This window comes from Lederbergia citrea (assembly GCF_018343525.1).
Lineage (GTDB): Bacteria > Bacillota > Bacilli > Bacillales > Bacillaceae_C > Lederbergia > Lederbergia citrea.
Genome location: NZ_JAGYPH010000002.1, coordinates 530,934 through 549,646 on the forward strand (window position 1 = coordinate 530,934; position 18,713 = coordinate 549,646).

The following is an 18,713-nucleotide window of genomic DNA, read 5'->3' on the forward strand; positions in this document are numbered from 1 at the left end:
CTTGTCCAAGACCATATATATGGACCAAGGTGATGATCTTTTCGTCGCCTTAATTTCGTATTGGAGGCATAGGCATGAAACCATTAAAACCAGTTCTAATTTTAGCCGTAATCTTAATTGCATTATCATTCACGATACCGACCTTGCTCGTCCTGCCTGCTCAAAATGGGAATATTAGCGGGAAACTAAATGAAGAAAAACCTGTTGCAAAAAAGAAAAAGGTGAAGCATCAGACGACAAAGGAAGTAGCTGTATTTCGGACCCAAACGGAAAAGATCGAGAAACTACCATTAGAAGAATATGTGATTGGTGTCGTAGCTTCTGAAATGCCGGCTAAATTTGAATTGGAAGCTTTAAAGGCCCAAGCGTTGGCTGCCAGAACATTCGTCGTGAGCCACCTCTTAAACGCCTCTGGAGACGATAACATACCGAAGGGCGCGGACGTATCTGATACAGTAAGCTATCAAGTGTATAAAAATAAAGATGAACTTAAAAAACTATGGGGCAAAGATTATAAATGGAAATATCAAAAAGTAGCAGAAGCCGTAAAAGAAACAGAAGGTGAGATCCTCACTTATGATAAAAAGCCAATCACCGCTCAATTCTTCTCAACAAGCAACGGTTATACAGAAAACGCGGAAGATTACTGGAAAAACCAAATCCCATATTTAAAAAGCGTAAAAAGCCCATGGGACAGCGACTCCCCTGAGTTCATCAGTCAAAAAGCCTTAAGCATATCAGATTTTGAACAAAGACTCGGTGTCAGCATTGGCAGTCAAAGTGATATAGGCACCATCATCAGCAGAACGTCCGGAAAGAAAGTGGCAAGTGTAAAAATTGGCGGCAAAGAATTTACCGGCAGAGAAATTAGAGAAAAATTGGATCTTCGTTCTACGGACTTCAGCTGGGTCAGAAAAGGAGATTCAATCATCGTCACAACAAAAGGCTTTGGCCACGGGGTTGGAATGAGTCAATACGGTGCAAATGGCATGGCGAAAGAAGGAAAAAACTATCAAGATATCGTTAACCATTATTATCAAGGCATTGCCATCACACAAGTAAATCAATTTTTTGATAAGAAGTTAGCGATGAAATGAAAAAGGATACCGATGGCTCGTATTTACTATAATACGAGTCATTTTTATTTTTTTATGGCATCTTGCTCGAAAATTTGGAGTTTGAGTACGTTAATCCACACCTTTATTTGGTTTATTGGAAATTGAGAACGTCCAAATCAAAATGGACGTTGTCAAAAGCGAAAAACAGGAAATACCCACCAAATTTAATATAAATGTATAATTTCCTAACCTTTGTCGAAAAATAAAGAGCGAAATTTTTGTTACCAAGTATATTATTCTGGTTTTCTGTTCAGAATGGTGACAGAGGTGATGAAAATGAGAGAGGAAGAAAAGAATCAGTCTTCTCAATGGAAAAATTTTTTCAAAAAGCGGTGGGTATTCCCAGCAGTTTATCTAGTCAGTGCGGCATTGCTCATTTCCATGATTGTATGGTATCAAACGAGCAGTAAGGACATTGCAAAATCTCCAAATGTTTCGGAGAATGGCAAAAATATAACTGGCAAAACAAATGATGAACCAGTTGTTGAAGTTAACCAATCTTTCGAAAACATTGCATGGCCAGTAACCAAAGAAGATGAAGTTAACATTGTTACGCAATTTTTTGATGCAAATGCACCACTAGACAAACAGGAAGAAGCACTCATCGTAGATGGTAGTAAATATCGCCAAAATACGGGAATCGATATTGCCGCAAAAAATGGCGAGGAATTCGATGTATTGGCTGCAGTCAGCGGAAAGGTTGTTACGGCTCGCCAAGATCCATTGCTTGGAAATGTTATTGAAATTGAGCATGACAAAGGGATTGTGACTGTTTACCAATCGGTAAAAGACATGAAAGTTAAAGTTGGCGACCTAGTTGAAAAAGGAGAAATTCTTGCCAAATCAAGTACAAGCCAATTGAACTTAGCAGCAGCTAATCACGTCCATTTTGAAATCAGAAAAGATAATGTAGCGCTTAATCCATTAACTTACTTTGGACAACCGCTTACTGCCTTATCAGAAGCTGAAAAAGAAATGGCTCCCGCATCAGAACAACTAGATGCTGGAGACGAAACAGATAAAGCTACAAACGTTGAAGAATCAGAGGATGCAAATAAGAAACAATCTACTGAAGAAGTAGAAGACACTCATTCCCCTGAAACCGATACTGAAACGGATCTAGAACAATAATAATTATTTGAAGGCGCGCCTAATAAAAGGCCGTCTTTTTTTTCATGCATAAGTTCATTCGACAAGTGACAGGCACCACCCGAATTTTGTCGAATTCAGCTGCGACATATTTCTCGGGAAATAAACAAATTATGAGTGTTCATTTTATATGATAACTTTTCTAAAAAACGACTCCATTTATAGTACTTGTGCATTTTGTGCATATATCATCACAAATACCAATAAGTATATACAAACTGTACAAAAAAGTGAGTGTTTGAGGTGAGGAATCGTTGATAAGAACCTACATTCAGTTATCGTTCCGTTTATATCTAGAAAATAGCGATAGCATTCATATAAAATATTTCCTAAACTAACCGCAAGCTGCGGAGAGGTGCTAACATAATTTGGCCCGCGTGAGCAGATGAAGTATTTCTTTCGAAACCAGACGAGTCTCATTTCACACTCCTCACATCCAATTCGAGGAGGGCGAGCAGTGTGCACGATTACATCAAAGAGCGAACAATCAAGATTGGTAGGTATATCGTGGAGACAAGAAAAACAGTTCGCGTCATTGCGAAGGAATTTGGCGTATCTAAAAGTACTGTCCATAAAGATTTGACGGAGCGCCTCCCAGAAATTAACCCCGATTTAGCAAATGAAGTGAAATTGATATTGGATTATCATAAGTCAATCCGGCATTTGCGAGGAGGAGAAGCGACAAAGCAAAAATATAAAAAAGAAGAAGTTAATACGAATGAACTTAGTAAAGCTTAGGACAGGGGGCATAAAGCTTCCTTTTTTTTGTCTAAAATCCAAAATTTTAATACCTTCTTTCCTATTTGTAAGCGATATATGGTAAAATAAACAATTAGGGAAATCAAACAATCAACGACTTTATACCCATAAAAATGTGATGAATAGATGAAAGAAGGGATTACTGAATGTTTGCTAAGGATATTGGAATAGATTTGGGGACAGCGAATGTATTAATTCATGTTAAAGGGCAGGGAATAGTCTTAAATGAACCCTCAGTTGTAGCCATTGACCGTAATACGAATAAAGTCCTTGCTGTAGGAGAAGAAGCTAGGAAGATGGTCGGGAGAACACCAGGAAATATCGTGGCAATCCGTCCTCTAAAAGACGGAGTCATTGCTGATTTCGATGTGACAGAAGCAATGCTCAAGCATTTTATTAATAAGCTAAATGTTAAAGGATTTTTATCAAAGCCGCGGATTTTGATCTGTTGTCCAACAAACATTACGAGCGTTGAACAAAAGGCGATTAGAGAAGCTGCGGAAAAAAGCGGCGGCAAGAAAATTTATTTAGAGGAAGAGCCAAAAGTGGCTGCGATCGGTGCAGGCATGGACATCTTCCAACCGAGCGGAAACATGGTTGTTGATATTGGCGGCGGGACAACAGATGTAGCTGTTTTATCAATGGGTGATATCGTTACTTCTGCTTCGATCAAAATGGCCGGAGATAACTTCGACAACGAAATTCTAAACTATGTGAAAAAGCAGTACAAGCTATTGATCGGAGAAAGAACAGCTGAAAACATTAAAATTAATATCGGTACTGTTTTCCCGGGGTCTCGCAACGAAGAACTGGATATTCGCGGACGCGATATGGTATCTGGCTTACCGCGTACGATCACTGTTTACTCAAAAGAAATTGAAGAAGCACTCCGTGAATCCATTGATGTGATTGTCCAAGCGGCAAAAAATGTTCTCGAAAAAACTCCGCCGGAACTTTCAGCAGATATCATCGACAGGGGCGTCATTTTGACAGGTGGAGGAGCATTGCTTCACGGTATTGACCAACTTCTTGCCGATGAATTAAAAGTACCAGTTCTCATTGCTGAACATCCGATGGATTCTGTAGCATCAGGAACAGGCATCATGCTTGAAAACATGGATCGAATTGCACGCCGAAACTTTATATAAACATGTCCCTTTGGGGTCAGACCCTCGTTAGGGACTGGCCCCAAAAAAATTCCTTATTCAATATAGCAAACTTCAGCCGATATATTTTATAAAGAGATATTGCGAGGTGTTCGAATGTTACGGGGTTTTTATACGGCAGCATCCGGGATGTACGCGCAACAGCGTAAAACGGATATGTTAACGAATAATATGGCCAATATTAATACACCTGGTTTTAAAGAAGATCAGGCAGCGATTAGAGCATTCCCGGAAATGCTTCTTCAACGGATTGAAGCATCGTCCACCCAAACAGGTAAGGTAAAACAAATTGGCACTCTCAATACGGGTGTATACATGCAAGAAACACTTCCCCGCTTTATCCAAGGGGATTTACAGGAATCAAGCCTACAGACAGACTTGGCACTTTCAGACACAGACGGACGCCCAGTCTTTTTTACAGTAGATGATGACGGTCAATCAAAATATACCCGAAATGGAAGATTCACGCTTGATGGGGATGGATTGTTAACGACAGCTGCAGGCCTTCCAGTTCTTGATGTAAACGGAAACCAAATTCGTTTAAATAGTGATCAATTTACAGTAAGTAACAATGGAATGATTGAAGAAAATGGGGTGCAAATTGCCCAGCTTGGCATTGCGGTTGCCGAAAATGCTGACTCACTCATAAAAGAAGGGGACAGTCTATTTCGGACAGAAAATAACACCCCTCTTCCTAATGCAGGTCAAGCTTTTACTGTTGCCCAAGGTTTCATTGAAGGCTCTACAGTCGACGCTTCACGTTCCATGACCGAAATGCTGACAGCTTTCAGGGCATTTGAAGCCAATCAAAAAATCCTTCAAGCCTATGACAAAAGTATGGAAAAAGCAGTGAATGAAATTGGCAGAGTCAATGGCTAACCATCGGCTCAATCATTAAGGAGACGGAATTATGAACAGGTCTATGACAACAGCCGTTAATACGATTAATCAGCTGCAAAAACAATTTGATATCATTAGCCATAATATCGCCAATTCTCAAACGAACGGTTTTAAAAGAAGAGATGTTTCATTTGCCGAAATGGTCTTTCAGGAAATAAACAACCAGCCTGCTCAGGAAAAAGAAGTCGGACGTACTTCTCCTCTCGGAATCCGGCAAGGTGTTGGCGCGATGATAGCGAAGTCGGTCATGGTTCTCCAGCAAGGTACAATCCAGAATACAGACAGATCTCTCGACATCGCTTTTACAGAAAACAACCAATTTTTAAAAGTATTAGTCCAAGATGGAAATGGGTCAAACGTCAGGTTTACTCGTGATGGCGCCCTTTATGTAACGCCGACCGGAAATAATGAATTAATGCTTGTTACTAAGGATGGCAATCCTATTCTTGATGAAAATGAAAATATGATCACATTTTCCGACCAGCTCGGTGACTACACGATTTCAAAAAACGGTACATTCCAAGCATCGAATAAAAATGGACAAACGATGACAGCCAATCTTGGCGTCATTGCTTTAAATAAACCCCAATTCATGGAACAAAAAGGCGATAATCTAATTGGCCTTCCAGATAATACGAACGAAGCTGCAATCTTTGCTGACTTAACTGGTGCAACCCGAAACAATATTAGCATCCAGCAAGGAGCACTTGAAGGATCTAATGTAGATTTGAGTAAAGAAATGACGGAAATGATGAGCGTCCAAAGGGCTTTACAATTTCAATCTCGCTCAATCACATTATCAGACCAAATGTTGGGACTAGTAAACGGAATTCGATAAAATATGTTATAATATAAAGAATTTGAAAACCCCCATTTTTATCGCAAGGAGTTTATCTTATGATGGCTAAACAATCCAGCCAAGAAGTAGTACTATCAAGAGAAGAAATCAAGAAACAAAAACGCGAGCAAAAGGTAGAGAAGCAAGCGAAGATACCGAAGCGAATTAGGATTCGCCTTATTCCAATCTGGCTTCGCCTATTCCTTATCGTTATTTTAGTTGCAGCCAGTCTTGTTGCCGGCCTAATGGTTGGTTATGGCGTAATTGGGGACGGAAATCCGAAAGATGCCCTGAAGAAAACAACTTGGACACATATTATCGATCTTGTTGTCGAGAAAAAGTGAGTAGCGTTTTAAAGCTGCTCCTTAATACATAAATGGAGGTTTCGCCATGCTTGATATACAGCAAATTAAAGAAATCATCCCACATCGTTACCCTTTCTTGTTAGTGGACAAGGTTTTGGAAATGGAAGAAGGCAAAAGGGTAGTGGGTATCAAAAATGTCACGGCAAATGAAGAGTTTTTCAATGGCCATTTCCCTGACTATCCGGTTATGCCAGGCGTTCTAATTGTAGAGGCGCTAGCACAGGTCGGAGCTATTGCCATGCTGAAAAAAGAAGAGAACCGCGGAAAAATTGGATTTTTAGCGGGAATCGACAACTGCCGTTTTAAAAAGCAAGTAACACCTGGTGACCAGCTTCGCCTGGAAGTTGAAATCATCCGGATTAAAGGCCCAATCGGCAAAGGCAAGGGAACTGCAACAATCAACGGCGAACTTGCTTGTGAAGCAGAAATTACATTCGCGTTAAAATAAGCTATAAAAACCCGCTTCGGACTCAAAAGTCTACAGCGGGTTTTGTTTTTCAATGGCTTCATACGTTTTATGAATAAACTCTTTAAACGGCGTATGTGGTAGCGGGGCAATATTTTCCACAGCAAGTTTTGCTGATTCGAGAGCCTCGTCCGGATTTCCCAGATGCATATGACACAATGCTTTGTAAGAATCCATAACGAAAAATAAAGACAAATCAAACGGATGATGTGCATATGACGGAATGATTATTTTTTCCAGCCAATGGAGTGCTTCTTCATAGCGGCCAAGACCGTATAATGCTTTTCCTTTACCAAGATAGAACCAATTCCCATAGTTTTCCCTTAATTTCGGATCGGATAAATATCGGTCAATAATGTCCAGTGCACCAACATAATCATCCTCAGTTATGAGAGTCTCGGCATTGATCAAATCATAAAATATAATGGAATGTAAGTCATCGGCAAAATCCCCGTATTGTTTCAGCTTTTTCGTATAATACAACTTTTTCTCGTCATTCCCGGCCATCATTGCGTTTGCTGCCGCAATTCTATACAAATCATCGATTCGGTAAAAAATTCGGTGTTTTTTTGAATAATCGATTGCACTTTCCATGCCCCGTGTTGCCGATTCCGTATCTCCTATAGCAAAATGCAAAAGCGCTTCATGGTAATCAAAATCAACATGTGTCATCGGATCAATATAAGCGTGATTCGCTTCAACTTCAGCCCGTTCCCGCAAAAGGATGTCCAAAGATTGTGCGTAATCATGCTCACTGAATTTTACCATCGCACGGAAAAGTCCAACATCAGCCCGTTTTGCCGTAAGATTCATTTGCTCATATATTTCTGCTGCCCGGTCGGAAAGTTCCTCCCAGCCAGCTGATTTTTCATGATAAACACAACGGCTATACATTTCTAATAAACGTGCCGCTTCATATCCTTGTGTAAGTTTATCTAAATAAGGCTCAACTAACGTAATGATTCGTTTATATTCATCGGTCTTTTGTTCAAACTCAATATTGTATAGCTTTTCAGCTTCCTCAAGCACTTCCCTTAATTCCTGGGAACTCACTGACTCCATTAGCATAGCCACTTCAACGCCAAGTCGCTCTGCGATGTAAGTTAAGCTTTCCATTGACGGATTCGCCTTATTATTCTCGATTAAGCTCAACATGCCCTTTGTAATTTCTTCGCCAGCAAGTGCTTCGAGCGTCATTTTTTTCTGTTTTCGTAATTTGCGTATCCGCTCTCCCAATGTTTCGATTTGGAACACCTCCTGGTTGTGTTGCTCTGTCTAGCTCCAGCGCCTAGCCCCTCGAGGTCAAATAACCTGAGGCATTAAAAGTCAAGACCGGACTTTTGTTGGATCAGAACATTTGCTTGTCGGAGGCCCGCAGGATGCGAGTCAGAACGGCGTTGCCACACGACGTGGCGCTCTTAGCCGTTCTTCCTTCGCAAGGCGCTTCCGCTTTTCTTTAGTTTAATTATATTAAACTTTATCTTGCAATGGAAGTAATAACGTGTTATTCTTTGTTTAATTAAATTAAACTTTATGGATGGAGTGTTAGTATGGAAAACGCTTTGAAGCTCAAAAAAGCGACGTATCATTTATGGACCTTTACGATTAGTAAGCTCATTTCCTCGTTTGGAGCTCAAGTATATGCATTCGCCATCAGCTTTTATATTTTACAGACGACGGGATCTGCCACAAGCTTTGCCACAAATTTAATATGCAATATTTTACCGAGAACGCTTGCTGCACCTTTTGTGGGATATCTCGCCGATAATTATTCGCGAAAGAGGATTGTCGTCATCTCTCAAATAGCAACAACCATGGCGATTGGCGGACTTTTATATGTCACTTTGACTTTCGGTCTATCTCTTGTCGCCATATTTGTTACGACAAGTATTTTATCACTCACATCAACGTTTTCCGGGGTAACATTCACTTCATCCATTTCCGGGCTTGTTGACGAACCAAGGATCCAGAAGGCGATGTCATTGAACCAAATGTCTATGTCATTTGCTTCAATTGGCAGCCCAGCAGTAGGCGGTCTGCTATATGGGGTTGTATCAATGCCGGTATTTCTTATTATGTTCATGATTGCTTCTGTTATTGCCGTAATCCTCGAATCGACAATGAACTTCAAATTGTTTGCGAAGCGGAAAGAGAAGGCAGAAGGGGAAACAAAAGAACCAATGTGGCAAAGTATGAAGGCAGGAATCGCTTATTTAAAATTGCAGCCAGTACTAATGATAATCATTTGGATTGCACTGTTGATCAATTTCCTTTTTGGCGCATTCGAGGTTGGCTATTCCTATATCCTCATTGAAAAAATGAAAATGGCACCTCAGCATTTTGGCTTTACGGAAGGAGCATTTGCAGTAGGCATGCTGTTAATGGCAATTTACTTCTCCGTACGAAAAGAAGTGAAATTCCCGCTTCTCGTATCGAAACGAGGCATACTTGCAATGGGTACACTCATGGGGGGAATTGGTTTGCCTTTAATGATTGTGTTGCCCTACGGCATGATGTTCGCTTATTATGCAGTGGTCATGTTTGGTTTTGGTGCCATGGTCATTGTCGTGAATACACCGATTCAAGTGATGATGCAAAAGCAAATTGACGACGATTTCAAAGGCCGCATTTTCTCCATCCTTGAAACGATGTCAATGGCGCTTATGCCACTTGGGATGGTGTTGTACGGATTCTTTTACGATATCATGCCTGCACAATGGATATTGCTCACGTCGGCTGCACTGCTCATCATCATCGTGCTTATTCTCGCAAGACCTTCCATCATACGGGAAGCGCACCCGGAACTAGGCCGACCAGCTTCAGGAAAGGCAGAATCTGTTTCATAACAAGAGAAGACTTCTAATTTAGTGGGTGGATGAAGACAGACTTTGATCAAAAGTACTGAAATTTGTCTTCATATTAGGTTTATGAGAACAGTCTTTAACTAAAATCAGTGTTGGCAGGCTTCAACGCTGTTTAATGATGCCCATCATCTCAAAATAGATGATTCCGGCGTCATTTTTTTATTCGATAAAAATCGCATTCATATGGCATTTGTCCTTACAACTCCACCCAAGTATCTTTTTTTATTCAAAAATAAAATTTTATGAAGTATTTTTCAGATTTTGGGAAAGCTAATGTCAGACCAGACGCAAGGTCAAAAAAAGGAGTATTAGTATGTACGCATTTTTGCGTAATGCTGATATACCAATACCTAAATTTGAAAGGAGCTAACCAAATGAATACGAAAGTAACAAAGCTTATTGGAGGAATAGCAGTAGCGTCCTTATTACTTATGGGGTGTGGAACGAACAATGATAATAATAATCCACCGCCACCAGCTACTGACCATGGGGTAAACGATAACGTAGACCGCCATAACGATATGAATAACAACAATGGCGTTAACAATGACAATGGCTTGAACGACAATAACGATTTAAATGGCAATAATGGATTAAATGATAACAACAACGACATGAACCGCACCGACAACAACAGATAAGCAGGGGAAATTTACCCTGCTTTTTCTTTTTTTAACAATTTCCATCCAGCTTCGGGCGGAAAGGAGCAATCGCTTCTTAAAGGCAAACTACGCCTCCGGAAGCGCTCATCTATACCTTTTGTTTCGTCTTCATTCTCCTCTTAAATTCCTCTATGAGCTTCTCACCGCTAAATCCTTCTTTAATGAGATCGTCAAGCAATAGCTCCGAGTAATCATTTCGCCTTTTACTCAGCCGTCCTTCAAATAAAACGCTAATACGATGATCGACTCGTTTAATCGTATGAACTTTTACGGTAAAGGGAGCGGGGTCATTGGCCGCATGAGTAATGATGACTCTTATTTCAAAAATTTCCTTGCTATCATATTTCTTTTGAAATAGCTCTTCATATTTTTCATCAATAAAAGCTTCGATAATCCAAAAGCCGTCCTCATTTTCTTTATTAATAATTAACCCGTCTGTAAGCGGTATGTTTTCCGCTTTATGCTCTTTTAACATTTGCAGGGCAACGATTTTAAATGTTTTCAACCTGGTTCGCCTCCAAGCATCATTTTCTCAAATTATATCATTTTTTCAGCTGAATTGTTTTTCGGAAAATCTTTATAAAAAGAATTGAATTTTATATTTCGACAAAAACAGATCATTAAAAACAAAATTCCCGTCATGAAAACCGAATTTTCCCAAAAAATCTACCGAAAGAAAACGGACCACGGCCATTTTACAAACAAAAAGTTCTCCTCTAAGATGTGGATACCCCCCTGAAAAGGAGCTGAAAAAGTTGATTAATCAAGTGACATTGGTCGGCCGGATGACGAAAGATCCAGATCTTCGGTACACAGTGGAAGGTAAGGCGGTATTGAATATCACACTTGCACTAAATCGTCATTACAGAAATTCGAAAGGTGACTATGATGCTGATTTTGTCCTATGTACGCTTTGGAACAAAACGGCTGAAAACACGGCAAAATATTGCAGTAAGGGCTCTATTGTCGGTGTCACTGGAAAAATTCAGACGAGGAATTACGAAGGTCAAGATGGAAAGAAGATTTACGTTACCGAAGTTGTTGCCGACTCTGTCAAATTTATGGGAGGACGGCCTGTGGAGGAGAAAGAGCTACATCCTTTTTAAACAAATCTGAACCTTTAAGGAGGTGAATGCTTGAGAACAACTACGCGCGGAGATTCCGTGGAAATCTTGATTGGAGACCTCATCTTCAAGCTAGGGAAGGCCAACCAACAAATCCATCAACTATCTCAACGAGTTGCCCAACTTGAATTTCTTCTCCAAAATCAGCAAAATGCAAATTTCCCAAGTTCCAACCATCCGGCTCACGAAAAAAGTATGATGGCGCAGTAAAACCCCTATACTGTGCCTTTGCAAACAGCGCCTCCCCGTTTCACCTGCCTCACAATTAGAAAGGGACTGTTCCATCATACGTGGAACAGCCCCGTTTTTTAAGCCAGTGCAAGCAAACTGCGTAAATCATCGTTCGACAGTTCTGTCACCCATTGATCGCTTCTAATAATCTCATCATTTAACGCCTGCTTTTTCTCAAGCATCAAATCAATTTTTTCCTCCAACGTGCCAGTGGTAATAAACTTATGCACATGAACAAATCGATTTTGCCCAATGCGATAAGCACGGTCTGTCGCTTGATTTTCGACAGCAGGATTCCACCAACGATCATAATGAATGACGTGGTTTGCTGCGGTTAAATTCAAACCAGTTCCGCCCGCTTTCAATGAAAGTAGGAAAAAGGGGAATTCGCCATTTTGAAAACGCGCGACATAGTTATCCCGTTGCGCTTTTGGCATACTGCCATTTAAAAACGGAACGGTGATGGAGTAACGCTCTTGCAAAACCGTACGAATCATTTCGCCCATTCCGATATATTGGGTGAAAATGATGCAGCCTTCTCCGGATTCCATAATCGCATCCGCAAGCTGAACGAGTGCACCAAGCTTATTTGACCTCGTCTCTATATCTGCAGGTACCTCTTCTTTTAAAAATAAGGCAGGATGATTACAAAGCTGCTTCAACCGATTCAACATTTGTAAAATAAGCCCTTTTCTTTCAAAGGAGGACAAGGTCTCAATTTTACTAAAAGTGTCTTGGACCAGATCTTCATACAGAGCAGCTTGTTCAGCAGTTAAGGCGCAATATTCTTTCTGCTCTAGTTTGTCAGGCAAATTCAATTCTACTTCCGGATCCTTTTTCGTCCTTCTTAGTAAAAATGGTTTAATTAACTGCTGTAGCTCACGGATTTTTGCTTCTGAATTATCTTTTTCAATTGGGACGATGTATTTCTTTTGAAATTGCCCAAACGTTCCAAGATAGCCGTGATTGATAAAATCAAAAATCGACCATAATTCAGCAAGTCGATTCTCCATCGGTGTTCCTGTTAAAGCAATATGGTGTCTGCCGTTCAATTTACGAATCGCTCTTGATTGCTTTGTATCCGCATTTTTAATATTTTGCGCTTCATCCAGAGCGATGGTACTCCACTCAAGACTGGAAAACTCTTCGAAATCAAGATGTGAAAGCCCGTAGCTGGTCAGCACAACATCGGCATCCTTTATGTTATCAACAAACATCTCGCCTTTTGGTCGATTCGCCCCATAGTGCAAAACAACGTTCAAGCTAGGAGCAAAGCGCTCAAGTTCATGCTGCCAGTTGCCAAGGACAGATGTCGGACAAATGATCAAGGCGGGAGTTTCACTTAAACCATTGTTTTTTACGTGAAGCAAATAAGAAATGAGTTGGATCGTTTTTCCGAGCCCCATATCATCAGCAAGACAAGCACCAAAGCCGTATTGTCTTAGGAATCCTAGCCAGTTTAATCCTTGGTGCTGATACGGTCGAAGCTCTCCGATTAATTCGGAAGAGACAGGAATGACAGGAATTTCGGAAATGGTGTTCAGCTGACGAAGCATCTTTTTCAAAGATTGGTTTAGTTCAATTTTAATCTGAGCAAAAGCGCGCGGATCAAATTCATCTAAATCAATCCTTTCGTCATCATCTTCGTCATCTCGCAACGAAAAAATATCTTGGACGCGCAGTCCTTCTTTTTTCGCTTGTTTCATCAATACTTGTATATGGGCAATCATTTTTGGATCGAGCTTTACCCAGCGTCCACGAATTTTAACAAGCCTGCGCTGTTCATGGACAAGCGTTTGAAATTCTTCCTCAGAAAAATCTGTTCCGTTCATGGAGAGACGCCAGTCAAAATCCAACATTGCATCGAGACCAACAAAAGAAGGCCGGTAATTCGTGCTCGTTTGCCGCACTCTTGCTTTGACAGCCATATTAGCTTCACGCATTGCTTCCCACCAAGCAGGAAGTAAGATTTCTATTCCGAGTGCAAGCAGCTTTCCGCTAGCATCGGTAAGAAAATCCCATGCAGAAGCTTCATCAAGCTCATTTGTAAGTCCATTTTCTCCTTTAAGCCATGGAAACAGCTTTTGCCACCGTTCTTGTTCAGCATACACATCATCCAAATGGGGGATCCATCGTTTTGGAATGCGACTTTTTTGCGATAATGAAAAAATACGTTCCGGTTTTTTTATGTCACGAAGCACCGTTTCCAGTTTCCAAGGTTGATCGTCTTCATCAGGCTCGGATAAACGAATTCCAATCGAAAAAGGAAGGGCATTTTCAGACATTCCCGTCCAGTCGCTCCAGCGCTCTTCGTCGAAGTAATCGCTTAGTTCCTTCGCTGTCAGCGGACTCTTTTTAAGTAACTCCAATTTTTCAGCGAGTGTATCTCCCTCGGCACCTTGTTCCAAATAAGTGGATAACGCGTGATGATAAAAACGCGTAACGAAATCTTTCATTTCTTCCTCATGGAACAGCTGCTCCCAGAAGACAGAAGCGAATTCATCCCAAACCATTTGCGGGACTTCCCAACGAAAAGCGGCATCCTCTTCATCCGTAAATGTCGGAAGCCACTTCCCATCCTTTATCGCTTCAAGCATAATGGGCGCAACAGCAAGGAGGGCATCCCCAGGCTCACACCAATTCCAGTCGATAAGGGAGCTAAATCGCTCATGTCCAAGAAGTGACAAGAGATTGTAGCTATTTATCAAAATTCCTTCTTGCCCATTTACTTGCGTTTTCTCTAAAAAAGCTCCGTAAAAGCTTTCTTCATGCCAAAGAAAGAGTTGTTGCTTCCAAAAATGTGGATCAACAGGAGTGGAATCTTCATTTTCCGCATATAAGAAAAATGAATCTGTCTTATGTGGGACAATATGGAGATTGAGCACATCAAGATTCGTCATGTATTAATTTTCCTTTCCTGCATTCTTCCTGAAAGGCGCGCAGGCGCTTTGTTCTGCCGAGCAATTCAGTTAAATAAAGCTCCCACTGGGGCATTTTCTTTTCTTTCTTATAAAGCTTTTGCAGTCTTTTTAAATAGCGAACAGCTCTTTTATAAGAATCACGCGTTCGATTATTAATCAGCACTGTTATCGTATCATGGTAAAGCGGCTGCAAAGCACCTGGATCCTGTTTTGCCACCATATCTATTGTATGGCGGTCAATATATTCAAGACTATTTTCTGTATATGCTTGAAGCTCGGCCCATTTTCGATAATCCTGCTTCGTTAGCAAATATTCATTATATTGAAATCGACTATGTGGCAGTAATTTTATATACGCTTTTTCTAGCAGTGCAGGCTCCAGCTTGATTGCCGTCCCACTATCTAGTACTTGAAATAAAGCCCTTGTAAATTGTGCTTGTTCGTAGTTTCGCGGGAGAGACGAAATAAAAGTCGTAATATGATTGATAAAGACAGGTAGAAAAGCTGTAAGGCGTGACTTTGTCCGTTCTGCCTGTAATAACTTCATCCACCTTAATGCATAGGGGGCGGTGTCCGCTCCTAATTGATCGATTTTTTTCAATGCCAGTTCGTCTTCTTCAAGCAAAATCGACAAGTGAATAAAAGCAATATTGATACGGTCATCATGTATGTCGCCCACAATTTCTTGAAGACGACTCCATTCTTTACGTCTGTCGCTGCTATGTTTAAAAAGTGAAGCCCAAAGCTTCATATATATATCGGTATATTCAGTTGGAAATACCGTTTCATCTTCCAAAAAACTTTTACTATTTTCACGCAAATAATGAAGATACTCATCAAATGCGAAAGGGGAGGCTGTAGTAGCTAAACTCGCAAGTGCTTCATCTGCTTCTTCTAGCATCTGTTGAACAAAAGAACTTAAATGAGCTCTCTTTTTCTTTTCTGTCGCAATGGAATTAATCACTTTGACTGATTCACATGCCGCAAACAGTTGATAAAGAGGCTTCCATTCCCGCTCAACAGGTGCAAAACCGATTAGCCGCCGGTAGCAAGTCCTTGCCCATTCATCAAGCTGAAAAAAATTAGTCGCTGAAACATGATGATACGCATTTTTAATGCGCTCCAACCATTGTTCCGGACCCGTTTCTGAACTCGGAGGCATTTTAGTTAACAAATCGGAACCTCGCTGAAGCGATGAAAGCAAATCATTTATTTTCCAATGCTCTTTCCATTCTTGCATCCATAAAAAAATACTTTGCGACCTGGAAAGGACAGTGAAAAATAAAGCTGTCTGGTGTCGGCACATTCCTTCTTCCGGACAGGTACATGTATTGTTTCCCATATGTTCAAAAAACAATTCTACATGAACAGGGGAGACGTCGCGAACTTTCGCTTCAACCTTGCCATTGGAGAATTTCACTCCGTACACAAGCTGCTGGCGAAAAAGAATCATCCCTTTTTGTACAAGCTTTTGATGCACTTCGCTTCTTGGATCAAGAATGTCCTGCAGTTCTTCGCTATATGATTGTAGTGAATTCAGCAACTGTTTGTTATACATATTCAATAACCTCCAAATCCTTATTATACCGCGATTTTGTTCGGATTGACAGAGGAGGAGAAAATCAATCAAAAAAAACCGCCAACAAAAGTTGACGGTTTTATCATATTAATCATTTCTAACATGTCTAGCTCCAGCGCCTAGCCCCTCGAAATCAACGCGCTTGCGCTTTTCTTAATAGAATTTTTTATAGCCGTTGAATTTACTTTTCCAGTAAGAGTTGCTCAAACTAGAAATTTCAACGCCATTATCACCCGCATGGATGAATTGACCGTTTCCAAGAAAAATACCCATATGAGAAATGCCTCGTTTATATGTATTTTCAAAGAATACGAGATCACCAGGCTCCGGTTTATTGACATAATAGGAGCGGTTAAAATATCCATCTGCACTTAATCTACTAATCTGCTTGCCGCTATTATTGAAAACATAGTAGATGAACCCACTGCAATCAAAGCCTGAAAGCGATGATCCACCCCAAGCATATTTCGTACCAAGAGCATTTTTAGCGACATCAATAACAGCAGAAGAGGTCACCGTCACTTTAGGTGTGTCAGGTTTTGCAACAGACACAGGAGCTTCAGGCTTGGGAGCAACAACAGAACTTCCGTTAACTTTTAAAACTTGGCCAACAAGAATCAAATCAGATTTAAGGTTGTTCCAAGATTTTAGGTTGCTTACTGTTGTCCCATATTTTAGTGCAATTTTGCCAAGCGTATCTCCGGAAACAACTTTATATGTTCCAGTTGCAGGCTGCTGAGCAGGACTTGGTGCTGGTTTAGGTGATACAGTTTCGGTGCTAGTAGATGAAGATTGTGAAACTTTGAATACTTGACCAGGGTGGATGAGGTCACTTTTAAGTCCGTTCCACTGTTTCAACTGGGCAATTGTGACTTTATGCAATGAAGCAATTTTATATAAACTATCTCCAGCTTTAACAACATACGTTTTAGCTGCAACTGGTTGACTTTGCTTAGGTTGTGCAGGTTGTTTAGGTGCTGAATTTTGTACTTTCGCAGATTCTATTGGAGTAACGTGCAATACTTGTCTAGGATAAATTAAATCATTTTTGAGATTGTTCATCTCTTTTAATTGTGCGACAGTAGTATTATAATTCGAGGCAATTTTCCAAAGAGAATCTCCACTTTTAACTTCATGGGTTGCCGCAGAAGCTTGTCCGGTGAAAGAGGCAGCCAAAAAAACAGCCGTAGCAGTAGTTACAATTTTCTTTCGCATTCTTATTTTTTCCCCCTATAATTCCCTATCTTTCCACAACTTTACCATAAAATTATGCTTTTTTAGTAAAACTTAACAAATTGTAACATTACTTTAATGTAAAAACCATATTTTTACAATTAGATAGGGAAATAGCGGTTTTTCTGCCATAACCTTCTTATATACCCTCTTTTTATTACATTAATGCAAAAATAATGTTACATAAATGTAAAATCATACCGCATTTTCCTATGTTATGATGAATTCAATTAAAAGACTACTAGAGAGAGTCGAAATATCTGGGGGGAATACCAGTAGTGTCTATATTAAAAAAAGGTTTCATTTCTATAATTGCAATCCTCATGCTCGCAGGAGTATTTGTTCAACCAGAAGCTGCCAGCGCAGCACCGAAAGCCAAAGCAAGCAACATCGTTAAACAAGGAAAGAAATATTTAGGTGTCCGCTACATATATGGAGGATCAAGCCCGAAAGGATTCGATTGCTCCGGATTCACATCCTACACTTTCAAAAAGCAAGGAGTCAGCATCCCGCGTACTGCTTCAGCCCAATTTAATAAAGGCAAAAAAGTCAGCAAAAAGAACCTTAAAGCAGGAGATCTCGTTTTCTTCAAAACTAGTTCGGCAAATAAAGTTTCACATGTAGGTATCTACATAGGAAAAAATCAATTTATCCACTCAGCCGGTAGAGGCGTCGCCATCACATCAATCAACGACCCATACTACTGGAAATCTCGCTACGTTGGCGCGAGAAGAGTACTATAATAGAAGGTAATGGCCCGGCATTCATATGGATGCCGGGTGTTTTTGCGATTAATATGGCGGATAGAGAGTTGTGTTGTCTGTATTCATGGCTTATTTATCCAACTTGCGGTCGTATTCAAGCCACTCATCGCAAATGCGCGCCACTCGGGTACATATTCAAGCCACTCATCGCAAATGCGAGCCACTCACGTGCATATTCAAGCCACTCAGCACAAATGCGAGCCACTCGCGATCGTATTCAAGCCACTCAGCACAAATGCGCGCCACTCACGGACATATTCGAGCCACTCGGGTACAAATTCAAGCCACTCAGCCAAAATGCGAGCCACTCGCGTACGTATTCAAGCCACTCATCGCAAATGCGCGCCACTCGCGGTCGTATTCAAGCCACTCATCGCAAATGCGAGCCACTCGCTGTCGTATTCAAGCCACTCAGCATAAATACGAGCCACTCACGTGCATATTCAAGCCACTCAGCAAAAATGCGAGCCACTCACGCTCCTATACAAGCCACTCATCGCAAATGCGCGCCACTCACGTGTATATTCAAGCCACTCAACGAAAATACAACACCACTCGCGGTACTATACAAGCC

18 protein-coding genes are annotated in these 18,713 nt (G+C 40.7%); 13 read left to right on the plus strand and 5 right to left on the minus strand.

Features of this window, described 5'->3' with window-relative positions:
• Positions 1-74 precede the first annotated feature (74 nt).
• The 8 genes from spoIID (at position 75) to fabZ (ending at position 6,743) form a co-directional block, all read left to right on the plus strand.
• A complete protein-coding gene (gene spoIID / locus KHA88_RS11715) occupies positions 75-1,097 on the plus strand; it encodes a stage II sporulation protein D (protein ID WP_213122005.1) in 1,023 nt (340 codons plus the stop codon).
• A gap of 291 nt (positions 1,098-1,388) precedes the next feature.
• The gene (spoIIQ, locus tag KHA88_RS11720) at positions 1,389-2,249 is read left to right on the plus strand and encodes a stage II sporulation protein SpoIIQ (RefSeq protein ID WP_249306014.1); all 861 of its coding nucleotides are present in this window, start codon (positions 1,389-1,391) and stop codon (positions 2,247-2,249) included.
• Between the two features lie 477 nt (positions 2,250-2,726).
• A complete protein-coding gene (gene spoIIID, locus KHA88_RS11725; protein WP_213098426.1) occupies positions 2,727-3,005 on the plus strand; it encodes a sporulation transcriptional regulator SpoIIID in 279 nt (92 codons plus the stop codon).
• Positions 3,006-3,172: 167 nt separating this feature from the next.
• Positions 3,173-4,174 (plus strand): rod shape-determining protein, encoded by a 1,002-nt coding sequence (gene mreB / locus KHA88_RS11730; protein ID WP_213098425.1) that lies wholly within the window; start codon positions 3,173-3,175, stop codon positions 4,172-4,174.
• Positions 4,175-4,288: 114 nt separating this feature from the next.
• Complete coding sequence (locus tag KHA88_RS11735; protein ID WP_213122006.1) at positions 4,289-5,071, plus strand: flagellar hook-basal body protein; 783 nt, start codon at positions 4,289-4,291, stop codon at positions 5,069-5,071.
• Between the two features lie 31 nt (positions 5,072-5,102).
• Entirely contained in the window at positions 5,103-5,930 is an 828-nt protein-coding gene (locus tag KHA88_RS11740) for a flagellar hook-basal body protein (protein ID WP_213122007.1), read from the plus strand.
• A 59-nt stretch (positions 5,931-5,989) separates the two neighbouring features.
• Positions 5,990-6,274, plus strand: coding sequence for a DNA-directed RNA polymerase subunit beta (locus KHA88_RS11745; RefSeq protein WP_249313075.1), 285 nt, complete (start codon positions 5,990-5,992; stop codon positions 6,272-6,274).
• A 46-nt stretch (positions 6,275-6,320) separates the two neighbouring features.
• Entirely contained in the window at positions 6,321-6,743 is a 423-nt protein-coding gene (gene fabZ, locus KHA88_RS11750; RefSeq protein WP_213098422.1) for a 3-hydroxyacyl-ACP dehydratase FabZ, read from the plus strand.
• A 30-nt stretch (positions 6,744-6,773) separates the two neighbouring features.
• Here the strand turns inward: fabZ and KHA88_RS11755 are convergent, their stop codons facing one another.
• The gene (locus tag KHA88_RS11755; RefSeq protein WP_346729181.1) at positions 6,774-8,015 is read right to left on the minus strand and encodes a helix-turn-helix domain-containing protein; all 1,242 of its coding nucleotides are present in this window, start codon (positions 8,013-8,015) and stop codon (positions 6,774-6,776) included.
• Positions 8,016-8,311: 296 nt separating this feature from the next.
• Between KHA88_RS11755 and KHA88_RS11760 the strand changes: the two genes are divergently transcribed.
• Positions 8,312-9,607, plus strand: coding sequence for an MFS transporter (locus KHA88_RS11760; protein ID WP_213122008.1), 1,296 nt, complete (start codon positions 8,312-8,314; stop codon positions 9,605-9,607).
• A gap of 392 nt (positions 9,608-9,999) precedes the next feature.
• On the plus strand, positions 10,000-10,266 hold the full coding sequence (locus tag KHA88_RS11765) for a hypothetical protein (RefSeq protein WP_213122009.1): 267 nt from the start codon (positions 10,000-10,002) through the stop codon (positions 10,264-10,266).
• A 109-nt stretch (positions 10,267-10,375) separates the two neighbouring features.
• Here the strand turns inward: KHA88_RS11765 and KHA88_RS11770 are convergent, their stop codons facing one another.
• The gene (locus tag KHA88_RS11770) at positions 10,376-10,792 is read right to left on the minus strand and encodes a YwpF-like family protein (RefSeq protein WP_213098417.1); all 417 of its coding nucleotides are present in this window, start codon (positions 10,790-10,792) and stop codon (positions 10,376-10,378) included.
• Between the two features lie 250 nt (positions 10,793-11,042).
• On the opposite strand from KHA88_RS11770, the gene ssb reads away from it, so the two are divergent.
• Entirely contained in the window at positions 11,043-11,393 is a 351-nt protein-coding gene (gene ssb / locus KHA88_RS11775) for a single-stranded DNA-binding protein (protein WP_213098416.1), read from the plus strand.
• Positions 11,394-11,423: 30 nt separating this feature from the next.
• On the plus strand, positions 11,424-11,621 hold the full coding sequence (locus tag KHA88_RS11780) for a hypothetical protein (RefSeq protein WP_213098415.1): 198 nt from the start codon (positions 11,424-11,426) through the stop codon (positions 11,619-11,621).
• 98 nt (positions 11,622-11,719) lie between these two features.
• Here KHA88_RS11780 and KHA88_RS11785 read toward each other — a convergent pair whose 3' ends face one another.
• The 3 genes from KHA88_RS11785 to KHA88_RS21185 form a co-directional block, all read right to left on the minus strand.
• Positions 11,720-14,542 (minus strand): DEAD/DEAH box helicase, encoded by a 2,823-nt coding sequence (locus tag KHA88_RS11785; RefSeq protein WP_213098414.1) that lies wholly within the window; start codon positions 14,540-14,542, stop codon positions 11,720-11,722.
• Positions 14,529-16,121, minus strand: coding sequence for a hypothetical protein (locus KHA88_RS11790; protein WP_213122010.1), 1,593 nt, complete (start codon positions 16,119-16,121; stop codon positions 14,529-14,531). The genes KHA88_RS11785 and KHA88_RS11790 overlap by 14 nt, the downstream gene beginning before the upstream one ends.
• Before the next feature lie 174 nt (positions 16,122-16,295).
• Positions 16,296-17,357 carry a C40 family peptidase gene (locus tag KHA88_RS21185; RefSeq protein WP_213122011.1) on the minus strand — a complete coding sequence of 354 codons (1,062 nt, stop codon included), beginning with the start codon at positions 17,355-17,357 and terminating at the stop codon, positions 16,296-16,298.
• Positions 17,358-17,653: 296 nt separating this feature from the next.
• Between KHA88_RS21185 and KHA88_RS11800 the strand changes: the two genes are divergently transcribed.
• A complete protein-coding gene (locus tag KHA88_RS11800) occupies positions 17,654-18,118 on the plus strand; it encodes a C40 family peptidase (RefSeq protein WP_346729183.1) in 465 nt (154 codons plus the stop codon).
• Positions 18,119-18,713 lie beyond the last annotated feature (595 nt).